An 18,198-nucleotide genomic window follows, 5' to 3' on the forward strand; every position below is an offset into this window, starting at 1 on the left:
GCTGCTTAGTATTCAAAAGTGCCGTGAGGGCTGTGGATGGTTACTTTTTTGCCTTGGTGAGGTTCTACCCGGCCGATGATCTGGGCTTCTACTCCGTAGGATTCGGCAATATCTATAATCTCCTCTGCATCTCGCTCGTCGAGATACACTTCCATTCGGTGACCCATATTGAAGACTTTGTACATTTCTTTCCATTCGGTACTGCTTTCTTCTTGGATGATTTGGAAAAGTGGAGGTGTCTCGAAAAGATTGTCCTTGATCACATGCACATCATCTACAAAGTGAAGCACTTTCGTCTGGGCTCCACCGCTGCAATGTACCAAGCCATGAATTCTAGGCCTCATGTAATTCAGCACGTCCACCATAATCGGCGCATAAGTTCTGGTAGGGGAGAGTACGAGCTTCCCTATATTTACAGGAGCACCTGGAGCTGGATCTGTCAGATTATATTTACCTGAGTAAACGAGATCTTCCGGTACAGAAGGATCAAAGCTCTCAGGGTATTTCGTCTTCAAAACTTTGTTGAACACATCATGACGGGCAGAAGTCAGTCCATTGCTTCCCATTCCGCCGTTATAAAATGTCTCATATTTTGCCTGACCAAAAGAAGCCAATCCCACGATCACATCACCACCTTGAATCCGGTCATTGGAGATCACTTCATCTCGGCGCATTCTACAGGTCACCGTACTGTCCACGATTATTGTGCGGACTAGGTCTCCCACATCGGCAGTTTCACCACCGGTCAGTACAGCATTTACTCCGTTGTCCCGGAGCATCTGAAGCACCTCTTCGGTGCCTTCGATGATGGCAGAGATCACTTCGCCCGGGATAAGGTTTTTGTTTCTTCCTATGGTAGATGAAACGAGGATATTATTGATTGCACCCACACAGAGCAAGTCATCGGTATTCATGATGATGGCGTCTTGGGCTATTCCTTTCCACACGCTTACATCCCCTGTTTCTTTCCAATAGGAATATGCAAGGGAAGATTTAGTGCCTGCTCCGTCCGCATGCATGATATTGCAGTATTCAGGATCGTTGCCGAGCATGTCTTCTACGATTTTGCAAAAGGCTTGAGGGAAAAGTCCTTTGTCAAGGTTGGAAATAGCCTTGTGGACATCTTCTTTGGAGGCGGAAACCCCGCGCTGCATATATCGCTCGTTCATGGGAGCAAAGTTAATAGGTTCTATCCAAAATGGGTAAATAAGAGGTGTAAAGTTGAATCGGCAGCTGAAGAGAATGAATCTAACCGCAAAGGACACGGAGGCTATCGCGGAGGGCGCAATTGAATATAATCCGAGAATTCGGTTCAAGTTGAGATTAGTTCAAGTCTCATGACTTGGACTTAAATTATCGCAGTCTTCAGACTGCTTTATGTTTTGAATATAAAAGTCCTGCTTCTGGAGAAGCAGGACAACCGTTTTCTCTGCGAGAAACTATGCGCTCCCCACGGTTAAAATCAGATAGTTCAAGAATGCTCCAGCACCATTTCCTTTACACATTCCACCCAGGTGTCTTCAGAATTTAAGCTAGGAACCAAATCCCATTCCTCTCCACCGGCTTCCAAAAACTTATCACGATATTCTCCTGCTACTTCCACGGTGGTCTCCAGACAATCAGCAACAAAGGCAGGGGAAAAGGCAAGTACTTTCTTAACCCCCTGTGCAGCCAATTCAGAAATCACTTCATCAGTGTAGGGTTTCACCCATGGGTCTTTTCCCAGCCTGGACTGAAAGCAGTTTACCGTCATTTCTTCCGGAATTCCTAATTTACCCGCTATCAGTCGGGTAGTCTGGAAGCATTGCGCACGGTAGCAATAGTGGTTTTTTGCACCATATTTATTGCAACATGCTCCTAACTGACAGTAGCCGTCTACAGACCCCTTTAGAATCTGCCGCTCAGGAAGTCCATGGTATGAGAACAGGATTTTGTCGTACGCTTTTCCTTTCAGCATCGCTTTGCCCCGTTCCGCCCAGGCTTCCACAAATAAGGGATGCTCTATGAAATTACTGATAAAGGAGATGTCAGGAATGATCTGCCAACCTCTTGCGATTTCCATCACTTTATCCTGTACAGATCCAGTAGAGGCGGAGGCATATTGCGGGAAGAGCGGCAGGACGATAATTTTGGTCACATCGGCTTTCCTCAATTCCTCCAGTCCTGCTTCTATTGAGGGGCTTTGGTATCGCATTGCGATAGCTACTTTATATTTCTTTGGGTCGAGTTTTTCTATCAGCCGGTCTTTTAGATCTTCGGTGTGGAAAAGCAGGGGAGAACCTCGTTCTGTCCAGAGCTTGCGGTATTCGTGGGCGGATTTTGGTGCCCGGAATGGAGCGATTATAAAATTGATCAGCATCCATCTGGATAAAAACGGAATGTCTATTACACGTCCATCCATCAGAAATTCTCGGAGGTATTTTCTTACATCGCCGGTAGCGGTGCTGTCTGGAGTTCCCAGGTTCACCAGCAAAATGCCGGTTTTTCCGGTTTTAGTCATGAGTGCTTTATTGAGAGGATTTCCAAATGAGAACTCAAAAGTAGTGCTTTGGTTCTTTTTTTTACATTGAAAGATTCAAATCCTCATTGAAAGTTTCAACCATAAAAAAACCCAGCCAATGCCGGGTTAGTGATGAATTTGCAGATTATTCCCATTAGGTGTCCTCAGAGATCAGTTTGTCTACCTTTTGCTTGACTTCCGGATTAGTGTTATAGGCCATATATATAGCCTCAAATTTTTCCGTAGACATCTTGTTTTCGTCAATTACCTTCTCGATTTCTCCTTGTAAGCTTTCTTGGAGTTTCATTATCTTTTGACCTGCTGCATTGAATTTCTCCAATTCTTTTGGATCCTTGGAAACCTCTGTCAATTTACCTCCCTGTTGTGCCTGGGCAAGCTCTTGGAATCTGGGTACCTCCATTCCCTCTTCTTGGATTGTACTGACCATGTCTGTTTGGATATTTTCCTGCAAAGGCATAATTTCCTTATTGATTTTCACAAAAGTCTCTATCTCTTTTTCAGAGAAATCTTCTTGCGTGCCTTGCTGTACAGATGGTGGAAGAGTTTGTTGTTGTCCTATTGCGAAGTTGGCCATAAGGAAGGCCGCTACTAAAGCAAATGGAAATAATTTCGATGATTTTAGCTTGTTCATGTGATTGTTGTTTTGGTTTAGTATCCGCTAACCTACCAACCCAAAAGGTGACCGCCCAATTTAAATCCTATTAATTCTTGTTTTTAACCTGTTTTAACTAGTTTGATGCGTGGTATAATGATTTATTTAGATTTTTTGCGAAATCTATATTAATGACTTTGCACAATTTTTTCGCGAAGTGCCCACTTCATCAGCGGGCCACTTGTCATGGATGTCACAAGTGCCATTACTACTAAAGCAACGAAAAGCTTTTCGTCGATAAGGCCATTGTCTAAGGCAATTATACCCAAAATGATTTCCATTGCTCCCCGTGCATTCATTCCAAAACCTACGGCTAAGGCATCTTTGAATTTATAGCCTGATCGGTATGCCCCAAATCCACTTCCTACGATCTTACCCGCAAATGAAATGGCCAAAATGGCCAGAATTAAGAGAACATCGAAATTCGCTGCAAAGTCTATTTTCAGTCCAATAGATACAAAGAACAAAGGGGCAAAAATGTTGTTGATAAATTGATGGATGATTTCCTTTGCTTTTTCAGATAGGTGGTCAGAGTCTCCCAATGCCACTCCGAATATAAAAGCACCAAATATTGCATGGATGCCTAACCACTCTGTAAACGCTGCTGCCAAAAAGCAAAAAGCCATAGAAAGTGATAATAGTCCCCCCGGCCAAGCCAATTTTTTATTGATCCATGGCAAAACACGGTTGATTAGAGCCTTGCCCAATGTCAGCATAAAGGCAGTAAATAACAATGTGATGCCAATGGTATTGAAAAGAGAAAGATTTGCGGTTTCTCCCATAAAAGATAGGATAACCGAGAAAATCAGCCATCCAATTATATCATTTACCATGGCTCCGGCCACAATCACCATCCCCATTTTAGTCTTAAACAAGTTCATGTCCATAAGGATCCTGACGACTACAGGCAATGCTGTGATGGACATGGCTGTACCCATGAATAAAGAAAAGAGTAGTCTGTTCCCTTCTCCCAGTCCGAAGAATTCCGAAAAGAAATAGGGAAATATAAAACCCAAAACAAATGGAATAACCAATCCTAGCAAACTGATAACTAAAGCGGATTTCCCCTGAGACCATACCAGATGAAGCTCCACTTCCAACCCTGCCACAAATAGAAGTAGAATAACGGCCATTTGGACTATTCCGTCCAATGCCAAATTTGAAGAAGGATTACTTTGAAATAGGAACTCGAAAACCTCAGGCCCTAAATACCCCAGTATGGTAGGCCCTAAAACCACCCCTGCCAGAATCTCCCCAACCACAGAAGGTTGATTAAACTTCTGGGCAATTTCTGCAAACACTCTTGCCAATAGCAGCATGCTCGCAAGCTGCAGGAGCAAGTTGATGACATCCTTGTGCGCTAAACTTTCCATCTGTTACTTTATAATTAGAAGATTACAAGGAAGTTCTGTCAATACCTCTTCGAGATCATGTGGGAACAACCTGTCAATAAAGGTATAGCCACGCTCATCTCCCATAATCAATAAATCCGCATTTATTGACTCACAATATCTAACAAGTTCAACAGCCCACTTACCCGCTGTAACTTTGATGTTTATTCTTAGCCCGGATTTGTCCAGATCAGTTAGAATTTCTTCCACATATTTTATTTCCTCCTGAATCAGTTTTCTTCTGGTGTTGGATACTTCATCTTCGGAACCTTCCGCAGCGGTAGCCATCCTTAGCCCATAAAGTTTTATTTCATTGAGAATATGGACTTGGGATACTTGCTCATTTTGGCAGAATTTCAAGCCTTGCTCGATTACTTTCGGTGTGACTTCAAGCTGTGTTCCGTTAATTACGACTTTGGAGAACCTCTTAGCATTTACCTGCGGGTTGATCAATGTCAGGACAGAACAGCTGGATTTTCGGATCACTTTTCTGCCTACAGATCCCATATAGTAGGTGAGCATTTTCTCACGCTTCAATGCTCCCGCTACCAGCAAATCGGCTTTTTGCTCTTTACATGCCTGCAGGATCATTTTCACAGGTTTTCCCTCCTTCCAGATTAACTCTGTTTTAAGTTTGTCCAAACCTGTTTTGATTATTATCTCGTCGAGTTTTGCTTCCAGTTCATCGGTTTTTTTGCCGATATGAATGAGGATCAGATCAGATCCAAAAAGCTGGACGAGTCGTTTGGTTTCGGAAATCAAAGCTTCCATCCGTGGGGAAAAAGCTATGGCAAGGGCTACTTTTTGATACATTGCTAAAAGGTAATGCCCTTAAATAAGCGAATTTTGTCCACCCGTACAACATCTCTTTTATAACTCCATTTATCACAAGCAATTCCCATTCAAGTGGTATTTCTACATTCATAAAAAGGATAGGGTATTTTATAGCCAAATTTTAGTAAAATTTATAGGCCACTCTCTTAGAGAGAATCGGCTAATCAGAAATTTAAAACCCAAACGATTTATGAAATCGAGCATGACAAAGTGGGATGATTATCTACCATGCGAGATTCCATCTGTCCTTTAAAAATCAAATTGTAATCAGATGAAAAAAACACTACTCAGTTGGTTGCTGGTCTGGGGTACGGGAGTGTCAGGTATTGCGTATGCGCAGACAGACTACCCAACCCTCGCTCAACTTAATCAGCGTTTGCAGCATGTGGCCTCCGATGCTTCCGCTGAACTCACATCAATCACCAAAACCGAAGGCGGCAAAGATATCTGGGTGCTGAAAATCGGCACCGGACAAAAAGATCAGAAGCCTGCACTAGCCGTAGTCGGTGGGGTGGAAGGCTACGGGGTTTTGGGCGTAGAACTTGCAGTTCAATTTGCCGAAAAACTGGTAGCAGATCACCCAAAGGCATTGGAGTCTACCACTTTTTACATTTTTCCAAATATGTCTCCTGACGCATACGAGCAGTATCATGCTTCCTTGAAATATGAGAGAAGGGGAAATGCTGTGGTTGTGGATCACGACCGAGACGGAGTTTCGGGCGGCAGTGGCTACACAGACCTGAATGGGGACGGAATGATCACCATGATGCGTGTGGAAGATCCCATGGGCGACTATTTGATCTCAAAAGAGGATGAAAGGATTCTGGTAAAAGCTGATAAGTCAAAAGGCGAGGCAGGCAAGTATTTGCTTTACAAAGAATCCAAAGACGATGACAAAGACGGGGAATTTGCCGAAGATCTGAAAGAAGGAATCGCATTCAACAAGTCTCTGACTTACAGGTTTCCAGTGTTTCAGCCATTGGCAGGGGATATGCCTGTGACGCAAAAAGAGTCAAGAGCGCTGCTGGATTATTTATTTGAGCAATGGAATATTTTCGCTTTTGTCACTTTTTCCCCAGCTAACAATTTGTCTTCACCGCTGAAGTACAATGCAGGCAATGCTAAAAAGCGATTAGTCACTTCCATTTTGGAGAAAGATCAGGCGATCAATACGATGGTTTCGGATTTATACAAAGAAACAGTGAAACAGAAGGCTTATCTGCAAGATAACCAAGGGACAGATGGTGATTTCTTTCAGTGGGCATATTTCCATTTTGGTAGATTGAGCTACAGTACTCCGGGGTATTGGATTCCCGAGTACAAAGATTCCACCGGCAAAGGCAAGTCAACGGCTGAAGCCAATTTCTTGGCTTGGGCAGACTCATTGGCTATGAATGATGTTTTTGTGCCTTGGACAGAGGTTAAACATCCTGATTTCCCGGGAAGAAAAGTGGAAGTTGGCGGAATTAAGCCTTTTGTGATGACAAACCCTCCTTTTGAAAAAGCCGGTGAGATTGCTGATCAGCATACTGAATTCATTTTGAGACTGGCAGCCATGCAGCCGAAACTTGAGATTCACAATGTAAAGAGCGAAGCTCTTGGCAATGGACTGAGCCGGGTAACTCTGGACCTTTTCAACAACTCTGCAATTCCAACTCACTCAGAAATGGGGGAGAAGTCCAGATGGCTGCGTAAAATCAGAATTGATATGGACGCTGATACTGAGAAAATCATCTCTGGTAACAAGATAGAACTCATGGATTCCCTTGGTGCTTATGAAAAAGCCAGCTTCAGCTGGATCATCCGCGGTGCTGGAAATGTGACTGTAAAAGCCGGTGCTTCACATGCCGGATTCACATCTACTACTATAAAACTCTAAGCCATGCAAAAGACGAAACTATCAAAATTAACCATTGCCTTGGCTGTGAGTGCTTTAAGCCTTGGAAGTTATAAGGCTGATGCCCAAGAGAAGTTTTTTCGGGCAGTAGGCACTCCCCATAATCCCACAGTAGAAATCGCTTTCAACAGGTATTATACCTATGAAGGGTTGGTGGAAAACATGAAAAAAATAGCTGCAGCACACCCCACTATAGCCAGGCTCGAATCAATAGGGAAATCGTATGAAGGCCGTGATATTATGACGCTGACGATTACGGACTTTTCCACGGGAAAGGACACAGACAAACCGGGTATGTGGATTGATGGAAATATTCACTCCAATGAAATTCAGGGTGGAGAATTCTCACTTTATGGAGCTTGGTATCTTACAGAGATGTATGCAGACAACGAGTTTATCCGGCAATTGCTCAAGGATAAAACCTTCTACATCACACCTACTATTAATCCTGATGCACGAAACAACTTTTTTTTAGAACCTAATACTGCCAATTCTCCCCGATCCGGAATGATGATTTTGGACAATGACGGGGATGGAGAAGCAGGGGAGGATATGATGGATGATCTGGATGGAGATGGCCACATTACGATGATGATCCGAAAGTCATCCACCGGTCGCTATATCAAAGATCCCCAGGATCCGAGAAAGTTAATTATGGTGGGGCCGGATAAGGTTGGAGAATATGAGATGCTTGGGCAGGAAGGGACTGATCTGGATGGTGATGGACGTGTGAATGACGACGGCATAGGATATTATGACCCCAACCGGGACTGGGGCTGGAACTGGCAGCCGGATTACATCCAGCGTGGAGCTTTGAAGTACCCATTTACACTTCCTGAAAACAGGTCAATTATGGAGTTTGTGATGAAACACCCGAATATAGCAGGAGCTCAAAGTTTCCACAACTCTGGTGGAATGATCCTTCGTGGCCCGGGCGCAGAAGAAGATGTGGATACTTACAACCGGGATGATATCAGGATCTATGACGCTATCGCACAGAAAGGGGAAGAGATGATTCCGGGATATAGGTATCTTACTGTTTATAAGGATCTTTATTCAGTGTTTGGCGGGGAGTTGGATTGGTTTTATGGGGTTCGGGGTGTATTCACCTATTCTAACGAGCTGATGAATTCCTACCTCTATTTTCATAAAGAATCACAGGGGCGGGGACAGGACGAAATGTTTAAAGTAGATGAGCTATTGACGATGGGGGATGCTTTTGTTAATTGGCATGAGTATAAGCATCCACAATTCGGAACAGTAGAAATAGGAGGCTTTAAGAAAAACTTTGGGCGTGCTCATCCGGGGTTCTTGCTTGAGCAGGATGCGCATAGGAACACTGCTTTCACAATCTATCATGCATACCACACTCCCAAGCTGTCTGTAATGGATGTGAAAGAAGAAGAGCTGGGGGGAGGTCTGAAAGCTATTACCGCAACGATCTTCAACGAACGGCTGATGCCAACTCATGCGAGCCAGGATCTCAAATACAAAATCGAAAGACCTGACTACGTCACTATATCAGGTGCCAAAGTGGTCGCAGGTTTTGTGGTAGAAGATGAAGACTTCAACAAGTTTGCTGAGCAGAAACTAACCCCTGAAAAGATCTCAGTAGCGAATATACCGGGCATGACCGGAGTGAAAGTGAAGTGGATTGTATCCTCAGGATCTAACTATTCCATTACCGTGGACTCTGCAAAGGGAGGAAAGGCAAGCTGGAAGAAGTAAGAATGTAGACGAAGTGATCAGTTGATTTACTTTTGATGAAGAGAAGAAAAAATATGTTCAGCCAGAGGTGTCATTTGAATGACTTTTGCTGATATAAATGGAATGCGGAGCAGCAATGCTCCGTATTTTTTTAACCACAGGGGCACAGAAGACACAGATTAGTGTATCCATCGCGGCCGTTCGTGTCACACGAATGGCTTTTTTATGATAGCGTTTAACCACAATGGTCACGGAGCCTTACATGTAGGCTGCCATTTTTGATAATACCTCTTATCTGGATTTTACAAGTGATTAAGAGCTATTTGGAGAGAATACCTTTTTGTCAGTCCAAAAAGCGAAAGCCGAAAAGCCGGTGCGAAGGCAGCTGAGATTACTAACCTTATATAGTGGAGAAGGTTAATAGATAGTAATCCTTTTTTCTTAGATCAGAGATTTCAGTTTATGTTGGCGGAAAGTAAAATCATTGGCTGTGTTCTCTGTGTTAACCCGTGACCATTGCGGTTTACCAAAAAATATAAAACAAAACCCCGCTTGAGCAATCAAGCGGGGCTAGTTAAGAAAGTTGGTTTAGCTTATAGGCTAGTTACATATCCTTCAAATCCTGATGCAGTTTTTACTTTAAAGTTGATGCCTGCTCCACTTACCTTGTCGATAGTGTAGATTTTGTGAAGACCTTGAGGATTGTCGATTTTTTCTGTGTGGATCAATTTATCGCCATCGTAGATCATAACTTCGATATCTTTTGCTTCAAGGTTGCTTACAAGCAATCTGTATTTGTTTCCACCCATAGGAGATACTCTAGAGAATACAGCGGGAGATTTTGCTACATAGTTATTGAAAGAAGCAGTTCTCAAAACACCTGATTCATCCATAACTTCTACAGAGTAGCTTCCTTGAGGAAGTGCTTTAAGATCATATTTCTTAGCGAAAGCCTCTGTCTTGTTAATTCTGTCTCTTAAGATCAATCGATCTTCGGAATCCGTGATTTTCACAATCACGATACCTTGTGGTGCTTCATTGAAAGCTACTGCTACCTTAGTGGTTTCAGTCTGTCTGATTTGAACAGCTGTACCTTCAGATTTTGCAAACGCTCCTGCAGCGATCCCCGCTACAAAAAGCAATGTGAATAATTTTTTCATTTTAATAATTGGTTTGAATAGGTTCTAAATTTTGTGTAACCGCCAGACGGCTGATTCGTCTCTGGAAGGGATATTTTGGGTTACATTTTCCATCGGGGTAACCGATTGGTTTGTTATTATGATTCAAAGGTACGACGGAAAACATTAATTGCAAATACTTCAATAAAAAAAGATCATTGTTAATGATTTCGTAACAGAATAATGAAATATTTATGGATTTAATAAAATGCTTCCGCAATCGATAGCGGAACTCGTTGAATTTTGATTTTTTCTTGTTTTAAGGAATAAAAATCTGTTTTTTCTAAAAATTCAAAATTAAATTACCGATATACTGATCTTTTTCTTTTCAATTCCGATAGAAATTTTGTGAAAAAAAAATAAAAATATTTTATAACGACTGGTTTTTGACACTAGAATCGATCCTCTTTCGGTAAATTTAGTTCCTTGTCATCTGTATTCTTGTGTTCGTTTTACCCTACTAGTTAAGATTGGGCAAAAAAAACAGGTTTAGAATTGAATTTCTAAACCTGTTTAATGAGTTCTTACGAAAAATAGGTTTTCTGTGATTTCTGATTTTTTGGAAGAATTAATTTCTTCCCTTATAATTTGCCGCTTTGGCTACCAATTCTTGGTCAAATGATCCTTTGAGTTCCACCACTATTAGGTCGCCATCATCACCTCCCACGAGGACGACTAGATCCGAAATTTTATTCCCTCCTTTAGAATATACCATTACCCCGCCTTTTTTTCCTTCGGAAGCTTCCATCAACAGCTCATATCTTTCTCTTTCCAATCCCTTCTGCAAGGTTTTGTATTCGAGGAGTGCATCATCTGCATGATCAGGTAGTGTGAAAAAATTCAGTTTCTCTATAGACTTTGCTACAGTAGCCATGTCATTTTCGTCGATGTCGATTTTGAAGCCATTGGCAAAGTTCATGAAATTCCCTCCCAGCTCCATGTGGAAGAAATCATCTTCACTCTTATACTTTTCGTATAGTGCTTTCACACTTTTGCTCTGTGCCTGTACGGTTATCACCGTCCCGATTAGTGCTAGGGTTAGAATTAGTTTTTTCATAGTCTTTTTATAGTATGGTTAGTTTAAATGATTTTCAATTCCTGAAACCTTGTCATTTAACATCCAGTTTCGCATTACTTGATACTTCATTACTTGCTTCCCTTCGGTCCTTTACCTCCTTTGCCATACAGATCCATTCCCGGTATATCCGTCTTCTCAGCAAGCAAGTTCAAATCCTCATAAGTGAAATTCCCAAGCATGGATAAAAGTGTGAAATCACCTTTTTCGCCGGAAATCATCATTAGTTCCTTTACCAATCCTCCTTCTTCACGAACCATAAACTTCAGGCTACTTTCCTTGTCCTGCACGATCATTAAATCCTCGTACTTATTTTGACTAAGTTTCCCCATTGCCTCTTTGTAGAAGGTCAGCCCGTCCACTTCGGACGAAGAAAGAATCCTGATTCCTTTAACTTTTAATATCAATGATCCCAGATCCTCAGAGTCTTTATCCGTACCTGCGTTGTTTTTCAGGAATCCTCCAGCCATCTGCATCATCTTGGGGCTGATATATACTCTGGAGAATCTGTCGTCATCCATGTATTTGGAGAAGAATCGCTGAATCGCATCATCCTGAGCTTGCGCCTTTATGACAAAGGCGAAGACCAAAAGTGGAATTAGAAGAAATTTTTGCATGGCTTATTTAATTATGGAGTTGCCAAATAATTGGTTTGTCGTATTCAGGTATTTCAAATCATTCATCACATTCATTTCCTCCTGTCCTTTGGAGAGATTGGTTTGGATCAATGCAAAGGCCTGCATCACTTCCGTATAAGCCCGCTGCTCAGCTTGTTTTTGCTCATATACTGTCCATCCCCATACAGAACCTATCAGAATCGCTACCGAGGCTGCCCAATTCATCCAATTTGCCGGTTTGATCTTTATGGTTTTGGTAGGCATCTTCAGATTAGGCTCTTCGGAAGAGAGGGTGCTAATGCCTAAGAACAACGCTTTCTCATCTTCATAGCCAACGGAGGCTTGAAGTAAGGTTTTTAGTTCTTGTTCTTCTGCCAGGCTGCTCTCAGCTGCCCAGTACTTGTCTAGTAACTCATCTATTCGCTGATTCATGTGTGTATAATTGTTTTTCTGTTAGCACCCCGATTATTAGGGACAGGCTATGGAATCTTCGCAAGGTCTGTAATCATCCCATTGTGTGACGCTTTCGTCATGCCTGCCTACCGTCAGGTTCGGTTTCATTTGGTTGATTTTTGGTTGGGCATCCGTTCTCGAATGCTTTTTCTGGCTCTGTGAAGATTTACTTTCACCTGATCCAGGCTTATGTCCAGGTACTCTGTGATTTCTTCATAACTCATTCCTTCCACTTCTCTTAGGTGGAAAATTTCCTGCTGCCGCAAAGGCAAGGTCTTTACAAGGTTCATTACTTGTCTGACAGAGTCCTTTGTGTCTTCAGAAACTGATTCTTCCATCCTCAATTCTTCCAGGCCTTCTAATGATTCTAGTTTCTTGGTTTGTCGAAAGTGCATTAGGATTTCATTTTTCAAACTGCTAACCAGCCAGCCGGTCAGATTTGGATGATCTTGAAGTTCCGTTTGCCGTCCAAAAGATTTTTCGAAGACATTCTGAAGCATATCCTCAGTGAGGGATCGATCCCTCACCCAGAGATAACCCAGCCTGTAGAGCCTGCCTCTTTGCGGCCAGATATGTGCTTCAAAAAATGACTTCATTTAATACGGTAATGCATGGAAAAGACAAATGTTACAGTTGAGAAGAAAAAAAGTATGAGTTTTTAAACTTACTGAAAAAAGGAGAGCCGAAAGACGCTCAATAATTTATGGGTTGGCTAAGAGGGCTGGCTAGACTAAATTGCTTCTAAATTAGAACCGGAAATAGTATGCATGCCTACTATTTCGTAAATTGCTAATGTCTTATGGAAAAAGTACACGGAAATCTCTCACAAAAGCGCATAAAAAAAGCCATGAATTGCTTCATGGCTTGTGGTGATAAGTGGACTCGAACCACCGACTCACGGATTTTCAGTCCGATGCTCTACCAACTGAGCTATATCACCTTGTTGTAAAGTGATGCAAAGGTAGGTATTTGAGTATTTGAAGCAAGCCATTTTAGAAAAAAATATAGACTAAAACCCAAGAAACACGCTAATATCATCACTATGAGCTTTTTATCTCAATTAATATTTTTGATCATTTTGGCAGCTGCCGGCTTCTTTTTGGTCAAACGTGTAAAATTCCTTCGTAGGAATATTTTACTGGGCAAGGCTGAGACGCGAAATGACCGGCAGGATAGGCGTTGGAAGACTATGCTTTTGGTGGCTTTTGGCCAGCAGAAGATGTTTAAGCGATTTATCCCTGCATTTTTGCACTTCTTTGTCTATGTCGGATTTCTGGTGATCAATCTTGAAGTCCTGGAATTTGTTCTGGATGGGGTTTTTGGCACCCACCGCCTATTTGCTCCCTATCTAGGTGGTCTTTATCTGACAGCAATGAACATTTTCGAATTTCTGGCAGTGGCAGTCCTTATTTCCTGCGTAATCTTTTTGATCCGAAGAAATGTGGTCAAGGTGCCACGTTTTTCCAAGCCCGAGATGAAAGGCTGGCCGGCGATGGATGGTAATTTGATCCTATGTATTGAGATTGTGTTGATGATAGCAATCCTGAAAATGAATGCTGCCGATCAGATTCTGGCTTCAAGAGGAGTAGGGCATTATATAGTTGTTGGAGACCTGTTTTTTAGTGGGATTTTACATCCGTTTTTCGAGAACATGAGTTCCGGTTTTCTGATTTTTGTCGAGCGAATTGCATGGTGGTTTCATATAATCGGGATTCTGGCCTTTGCTATTTACGTGACCTACTCTAAGCATTTGCATATTTTTCTGGCCTTTCCAAATACATGGTATTCGAATCTAAAGCCCAAAGGTGAGATGGAGAATATGACGGCAGTGACCAATGAAGTGAATATGATGCTTGGTATTCCTGTGGATACCCCGACTGATCCTCCTGCCGAAATCGCTAGATTTGGAGCCAAAGACATCAATGATTTGAGTTGGATCAATGTAATGAATGCCTATTCCTGTACCGAATGCGGTAGATGTACGGCTGAATGTCCGGCCAACTTGACCGGTAAGAAGCTGTCTCCACGTAAAATCATGATGGATGTGAGGGATCGGGCTGAGGAAGTGGGGAAAAGTCTGGATAAAGGTGGGAAAGGGTTTGAGGATGGGAAATCGCTTTTGGGCGATTATATCACCAAGGAAGAATTAAATGCCTGTACCAGTTGCAATGCTTGTGTGGAGGCTTGTCCGGTGAATATTGACCCACTTGCAATCATTCTGGAAATGAGACGCTACGTGGCGATGGAAGAATCCGGCACCCCGGCTCAGTGGAATGCGATGTTTCAAAATATGGAGACCAGCTTTGCACCATGGAAATTTAGTCCTGCAGATCGATTCAACTGGGCAGAGAAAGTGAAGGATGAGGAAATGGAGTAAGCAGTTATCAGTCTCAGTCATCAGTTTCAGTAGACAGGCAGACTCGGTAAGTGAAGTGAAATAAATAGTATAAAGAATTTGAGGTTTCTGAGCAGAGGCCATTTCTGAATTAGAGATTGTGCTCGTAAATCGTAATTCTCAAATCGTAATTCTAAATTATGTCTACATATAAAGTTCCAACCATGGCCGAGATGGCCGGTAAGGGAGAAAGTCCGGAAGTGTTGTTCTGGGTGGGCTGTGCCGGATCATTCGATGACAGGTATAAGGCCGTGACTCAGGCCTTTGTCAAAATCCTAAATAAAGTGAGTGTAAGTTTTGCTGTGCTGGGCCCGGAGGAAGCCTGTACAGGCGATCCTGCCAGACGTGCTGGGAATGAATTTCTTTTCCAAATGCAAGCTGTTGCAAATATTCAGGTGATGAATGGTTACAACATCAAAAAGGTGGTCACTGCTTGCCCACACTGCTTTAATACAATTAAAAATGAGTATCCGGCCTTGGGCGGGAATTATGAAGTGATCCATCATTCGCAGTTTCTCCAGCAACTGATCAATGACGGTAAAGTGACGCTAAAAGGAGGGGGAGGATTCAAAGGGAAGAAGATCACTTTTCACGATTCTTGCTACTTGGGCAGAGCAAACAATGTGTATGAGGCGCCGAGAGATGTCATTAAAGCCTTGGATGTAGAACTGGTGGAAATGAAGCGCTGCAAGACCAAAGGACTCTGCTGTGGTGCCGGTGGAGCACAGATGTTCAAAGAGCCTGAGCCGGGCAATAAAGATATTAACGTGGAGCGGACTGAAGAAGCTTTGGCGACCGGAGCCAGCACAATTGCTGTAGGATGTCCTTTCTGCCTTACCATGATGACAGACGGTGTGAAGAATAAGGAGAAAGAAGCTGAAGTGAAGGTTTACGATCTGGCAGAAATGATCGCCAAGGATATGGGTATTTAAGTTTTTCCATGAATCAATTTGACCCTTTTTGCCGTTAGGTAGAAAGGGTTTTTCTTTACCAATACGTAGCAAGCAATTATGTACATTGAATTTAAAGATATGCCGGAAGACTCACGGGTTTGGATTTACCAGGCTGCACGTCGATTTTCCGGGCACGAAAAAGAGCTAATAGCATCTAAGTTGTCCATTTTCTGTGATGGATGGAACACGCACGGTAACAGAATGCCGACATCTTTTGAGATTTTGGACGATCAGATCTTGGTGCTGGCTGTTGATGAATCAGGTTTGGGAGCAAGTGGATGCTCGATCGATAGCTCCGTGAGGACTTTGCGTGAGCTGGAAGATGAAATCGAAAATAATATCACGGATCAGGGGAAAGTGACTTTCAAATCCATTTCGGGTGAAATCAGCGTAGTTTCTGCTTTGGGAATCAAATCAAAAGTCACTTCCGGAGAGATCGGTTTTCAAACTCTTGTGATCAATCCGCAGGTTCAAAGTAAAAAAGACTTAGAAAGTGTGTGGATTTTGGCAGGGAATAGTTGGCTGAGCAGATACTTTCCAAATTAATTTAGTAATATTCAGAATAGATCATCAATAGCTCTCTCAGATGAAAAACCATTTTTTTTGGATTTGTGCTTTACTTCTCTTTGGGGTAAGCTCTTGCAAAAGCCTTCAGGAAAAAGGTAATGACCAGTTTCTTTCCGGTCAGTACCAATATGCCATCAATTCCTTTTCACAAATCTTGGCGGATGACCCCGAAAACGTAGAGGCCAATCAGGTTGTTGCAGAGAGCTATAGATTGTCTAATAGAATTGAAAATGCAGCCCCTTATTATCAAAAGTTAGTAGAAGAAAATCCTACTTTTGACAGTTACTATCGTCTGGGATTGAGTTTGAAGGCTCTGGATAAAGATGAAGAGGCTAAAGAAGCTTTCGAAAAAGCAAAAGGCTATACGCAGGATGAAGCCTACTTAGCAGAAACGCAGCGTCAGCTTGAAGCCATCAAACTAGCTGAAGGGATAGCCGATTATTGGCCTAATCATGTACTGGCCAATTATAAAGAACTCAATACTGCAGGGCCGGACTATGCTCCTGTGATCAGCGAGGATTTTCTTTATTTTACTTCAGGGCGCCGGGCAAGTGGCCTTTACCCTGCTGACGGTTCTCCATATACCAAATTGTTCAGGGCAAGGGCAGAAGGACTTCGTATTGATGTAAGTGGTGCTCAGCCTCTTCCGGAATTTAAGAATGAAGAAGGGCTGAATCAAGCCGCAATCGCAATCAGTCCTGACGGTAATACAATTATCTACGCAAGAGGGAATTCTACTTCTGATAAAGACCTTCCCGAAACAGCGCTTTTTGTTTCATATTTCAGAGGAGGAGGATTTACACAGCCGATATGGATGCCGGTGAATGAAGACGAAACGTGGTGGAACTCTACCCCTGCTTTCTCAGAGGACGGGGAAGAATTATACTTTTCTTCCAATAGACCGGGAGGTTTTGGAGGAATAGACCTGTATAAAGCAACCAAATTGGCAAATGGGGATTTTGGGAATCCTACTAACCTTGGTCCGAATATAAATACTCCCGGAAATGAGCTTTTCCCTAGACCTATGGGGGACGGTAAGTTTTTCTTCTCATCAGATGGACATCCCGGCTATGGAAAGCTAGACCTTTTCGTGGCTGAAAAAGATGAGTCGGGTAATCAGGTTATCAAAAACTTGGGAGAAAACTTCAACAGTCTGAATGATGACTTCGCTCTTTTCTTTACAGAATATCCTAAATCGGGCTTTATTTCCTCTAACCGTGAGGGAGGGGTAGGCGATGATGATATCTATTTCTTTGAGGATAAAACCCCTAAGCCGAAAATCATCAATGTCTTGCTGAATGTATTCACGAAGCAGCGTGTCGCAGGTGAGGATGATGCAGTGTTGGAGCAGGCGAGAGTAGTGTTATATGATGGAAACAACAAGCAGGCTGGCGGTGATTTTTCCAATACAAATGGGCGGGTGAGATTTACGCTGACTCCTGATGCTGACTTTACCATCATCGCATCCAAGAATGGCTATTTCTCTAAGTCGATCCCTTATACTACAAGAGGCAAGACCCCGGATATCTCCACCCTTGTACAAGATGTGACCAATATTACGCTGGATACTACAATAGTGTTGGATCAGCTTGTACTCGATCGTTCGATAGTCTTGGAGAATATCTATTATGATCTGGACAAAGCTGAGATTAGAGCCGATGCAGCCTTTGAATTGGATAAATTGGTTCAGATACTGAAAGATAATCCTGCGATCAGAATTGAGCTTAGCTCTCATACAGATGACAGATCGAGTGATGCATATAACCAAAATCTATCCCAGCGAAGAGCCCAGTCGGCAGTTGATTACATCGTGTCTCAGGGTATAGCAGAAGATAGATTAGTAGCCAAAGGGTACGGTGAAAGTCAGTTGATCATAGAAAATGCATCCACCGAGGAAGAGCATCAGATAAACCGAAGAACTGAGTTTAAGGTGATAGAGATTAAAGAGTAGGGAAACT

16 protein-coding genes and 1 tRNA gene are annotated in these 18,198 nt (G+C 42.6%); 6 read left to right on the forward strand and 11 right to left on the reverse strand.

Annotated features, from left to right (window positions below; genetic code table 11):
* Positions 1-5: 5 nt before the first annotated feature.
* From ID165_RS24735 to ID165_RS24755, 5 genes are all read right to left on the reverse strand, one after another.
* Entirely contained in the window at positions 6-1,169 is a 1,164-nt protein-coding gene (locus ID165_RS24735) for an AIR synthase related protein (protein ID WP_192348059.1), read from the reverse strand.
* A 302-nt stretch (positions 1,170-1,471) separates the two neighbouring features.
* Positions 1,472-2,500, reverse strand: a complete 1,029-nt coding sequence (hemH, locus tag ID165_RS24740; protein WP_192348060.1) for a ferrochelatase — start codon at positions 2,498-2,500, stop codon at positions 1,472-1,474.
* 154 nt (positions 2,501-2,654) lie between these two features.
* The gene (locus ID165_RS24745; RefSeq protein ID WP_192348061.1) at positions 2,655-3,152 is read right to left on the reverse strand and encodes a DUF4168 domain-containing protein; all 498 of its coding nucleotides are present in this window, start codon (positions 3,150-3,152) and stop codon (positions 2,655-2,657) included.
* A gap of 149 nt (positions 3,153-3,301) precedes the next feature.
* Positions 3,302-4,546, reverse strand: a complete 1,245-nt coding sequence (locus ID165_RS24750) for a cation:proton antiporter (protein WP_192348062.1) — start codon at positions 4,544-4,546, stop codon at positions 3,302-3,304.
* 3 nt (positions 4,547-4,549) lie between these two features.
* Positions 4,550-5,377, reverse strand: coding sequence for a universal stress protein (locus ID165_RS24755; protein WP_192348063.1), 828 nt, complete (start codon positions 5,375-5,377; stop codon positions 4,550-4,552).
* A 292-nt stretch (positions 5,378-5,669) separates the two neighbouring features.
* Between ID165_RS24755 and ID165_RS24760 the strand changes: the two genes are divergently transcribed.
* Together ID165_RS24760 and ID165_RS24765 are read left to right on the forward strand one after the other, a co-directional pair.
* A complete protein-coding gene (locus ID165_RS24760) occupies positions 5,670-7,277 on the forward strand; it encodes a M14 family metallopeptidase (RefSeq protein ID WP_192348064.1) in 1,608 nt (535 codons plus the stop codon).
* Positions 7,278-7,280: 3 nt separating this feature from the next.
* Positions 7,281-9,023, forward strand: a complete 1,743-nt coding sequence (locus tag ID165_RS24765) for a M14 family metallopeptidase (protein WP_192348065.1) — start codon at positions 7,281-7,283, stop codon at positions 9,021-9,023.
* A gap of 572 nt (positions 9,024-9,595) precedes the next feature.
* Here the strand turns inward: ID165_RS24765 and ID165_RS24770 are convergent.
* From ID165_RS24770 to ID165_RS24795, 6 genes are all read right to left on the reverse strand, one after another.
* Positions 9,596-10,162: a hypothetical protein gene (locus ID165_RS24770; RefSeq protein ID WP_192348066.1), complete on the reverse strand. Its 567-nt coding sequence runs from the start codon at positions 10,160-10,162 to the stop codon at positions 9,596-9,598.
* Between the two features lie 586 nt (positions 10,163-10,748).
* Positions 10,749-11,237: a DUF4252 domain-containing protein gene (locus tag ID165_RS24775; protein ID WP_192348067.1), complete on the reverse strand. Its 489-nt coding sequence runs from the start codon at positions 11,235-11,237 to the stop codon at positions 10,749-10,751.
* An 89-nt stretch (positions 11,238-11,326) separates the two neighbouring features.
* Positions 11,327-11,872, reverse strand: coding sequence for a DUF4252 domain-containing protein (locus tag ID165_RS24780; RefSeq protein WP_192348068.1), 546 nt, complete (start codon positions 11,870-11,872; stop codon positions 11,327-11,329).
* A 3-nt stretch (positions 11,873-11,875) separates the two neighbouring features.
* Entirely contained in the window at positions 11,876-12,304 is a 429-nt protein-coding gene (locus ID165_RS24785; protein ID WP_192348069.1) for a hypothetical protein, read from the reverse strand.
* 125 nt (positions 12,305-12,429) lie between these two features.
* Complete coding sequence (locus ID165_RS24790) at positions 12,430-12,921, reverse strand: RNA polymerase sigma factor (RefSeq protein ID WP_192348070.1); 492 nt, start codon at positions 12,919-12,921, stop codon at positions 12,430-12,432.
* 271 nt (positions 12,922-13,192) lie between these two features.
* A tRNA-Phe gene (locus ID165_RS24795) sits at positions 13,193-13,265 on the reverse strand.
* Between the two features lie 102 nt (positions 13,266-13,367).
* Here ID165_RS24795 and ID165_RS24800 point away from each other — a divergent pair.
* The 4 genes from ID165_RS24800 (at position 13,368) to ID165_RS24815 (ending at position 18,191) form a co-directional block, all read left to right on the forward strand.
* Positions 13,368-14,702, forward strand: a complete 1,335-nt coding sequence (locus ID165_RS24800; RefSeq protein WP_192348071.1) for a 4Fe-4S dicluster domain-containing protein — start codon at positions 13,368-13,370, stop codon at positions 14,700-14,702.
* A gap of 158 nt (positions 14,703-14,860) precedes the next feature.
* On the forward strand, positions 14,861-15,652 hold the full coding sequence (locus ID165_RS24805) for a (Fe-S)-binding protein (RefSeq protein ID WP_192348072.1): 792 nt from the start codon (positions 14,861-14,863) through the stop codon (positions 15,650-15,652).
* A 78-nt stretch (positions 15,653-15,730) separates the two neighbouring features.
* Complete coding sequence (locus ID165_RS24810) at positions 15,731-16,219, forward strand: hypothetical protein (RefSeq protein WP_192348073.1); 489 nt, start codon at positions 15,731-15,733, stop codon at positions 16,217-16,219.
* A 40-nt stretch (positions 16,220-16,259) separates the two neighbouring features.
* Positions 16,260-18,191, forward strand: a complete 1,932-nt coding sequence (locus ID165_RS24815; protein ID WP_192348074.1) for an OmpA family protein — start codon at positions 16,260-16,262, stop codon at positions 18,189-18,191.
* The last annotated feature ends 7 nt before the right edge of the window (positions 18,192-18,198 follow it).

The sequence above is a fragment of the Algoriphagus sp. Y33 genome, assembly GCF_014838715.1.
Lineage (GTDB): Bacteria > Bacteroidota > Bacteroidia > Cytophagales > Cyclobacteriaceae > Algoriphagus.

Excerpts from the sequence above, each read along its gene's own strand:
- ID165_RS24735 (WP_192348059.1), bottom strand. The coding sequence starts at position 1,169 with ATGAACGAGCGATATATGCAGCGCGGGGTTTCCGCCTCCAAAGAAGAT.
- hemH (WP_192348060.1), bottom strand. The coding sequence starts at position 2,500 with ATGACTAAAACCGGAAAAACCGGCATTTTGCTGGTGAACCTGGGAACT.
- ID165_RS24745 (WP_192348061.1), bottom strand. The coding sequence starts at position 3,152 with ATGAACAAGCTAAAATCATCGAAATTATTTCCATTTGCTTTAGTAGCG.
- ID165_RS24750 (WP_192348062.1), bottom strand. The coding sequence starts at position 4,546 with ATGGAAAGTTTAGCGCACAAGGATGTCATCAACTTGCTCCTGCAGCTT.
- ID165_RS24755 (WP_192348063.1), bottom strand. The coding sequence starts at position 5,377 with ATGTATCAAAAAGTAGCCCTTGCCATAGCTTTTTCCCCACGGATGGAA.
- ID165_RS24760 (WP_192348064.1), top strand. The coding sequence starts at position 5,670 with ATGAAAAAAACACTACTCAGTTGGTTGCTGGTCTGGGGTACGGGAGTG.
- ID165_RS24765 (WP_192348065.1), top strand. The coding sequence starts at position 7,281 with ATGCAAAAGACGAAACTATCAAAATTAACCATTGCCTTGGCTGTGAGT.
- ID165_RS24770 (WP_192348066.1), bottom strand. The coding sequence starts at position 10,162 with ATGAAAAAATTATTCACATTGCTTTTTGTAGCGGGGATCGCTGCAGGA.
- ID165_RS24775 (WP_192348067.1), bottom strand. The coding sequence starts at position 11,237 with ATGAAAAAACTAATTCTAACCCTAGCACTAATCGGGACGGTGATAACC.
- ID165_RS24780 (WP_192348068.1), bottom strand. The coding sequence starts at position 11,872 with ATGCAAAAATTTCTTCTAATTCCACTTTTGGTCTTCGCCTTTGTCATA.
- ID165_RS24785 (WP_192348069.1), bottom strand. The coding sequence starts at position 12,304 with ATGAATCAGCGAATAGATGAGTTACTAGACAAGTACTGGGCAGCTGAG.
- ID165_RS24790 (WP_192348070.1), bottom strand. The coding sequence starts at position 12,921 with ATGAAGTCATTTTTTGAAGCACATATCTGGCCGCAAAGAGGCAGGCTC.
- ID165_RS24800 (WP_192348071.1), top strand. The coding sequence starts at position 13,368 with ATGAGCTTTTTATCTCAATTAATATTTTTGATCATTTTGGCAGCTGCC.
- ID165_RS24805 (WP_192348072.1), top strand. The coding sequence starts at position 14,861 with ATGTCTACATATAAAGTTCCAACCATGGCCGAGATGGCCGGTAAGGGA.
- ID165_RS24810 (WP_192348073.1), top strand. The coding sequence starts at position 15,731 with ATGTACATTGAATTTAAAGATATGCCGGAAGACTCACGGGTTTGGATT.
- ID165_RS24815 (WP_192348074.1), top strand. The coding sequence starts at position 16,260 with ATGAAAAACCATTTTTTTTGGATTTGTGCTTTACTTCTCTTTGGGGTA.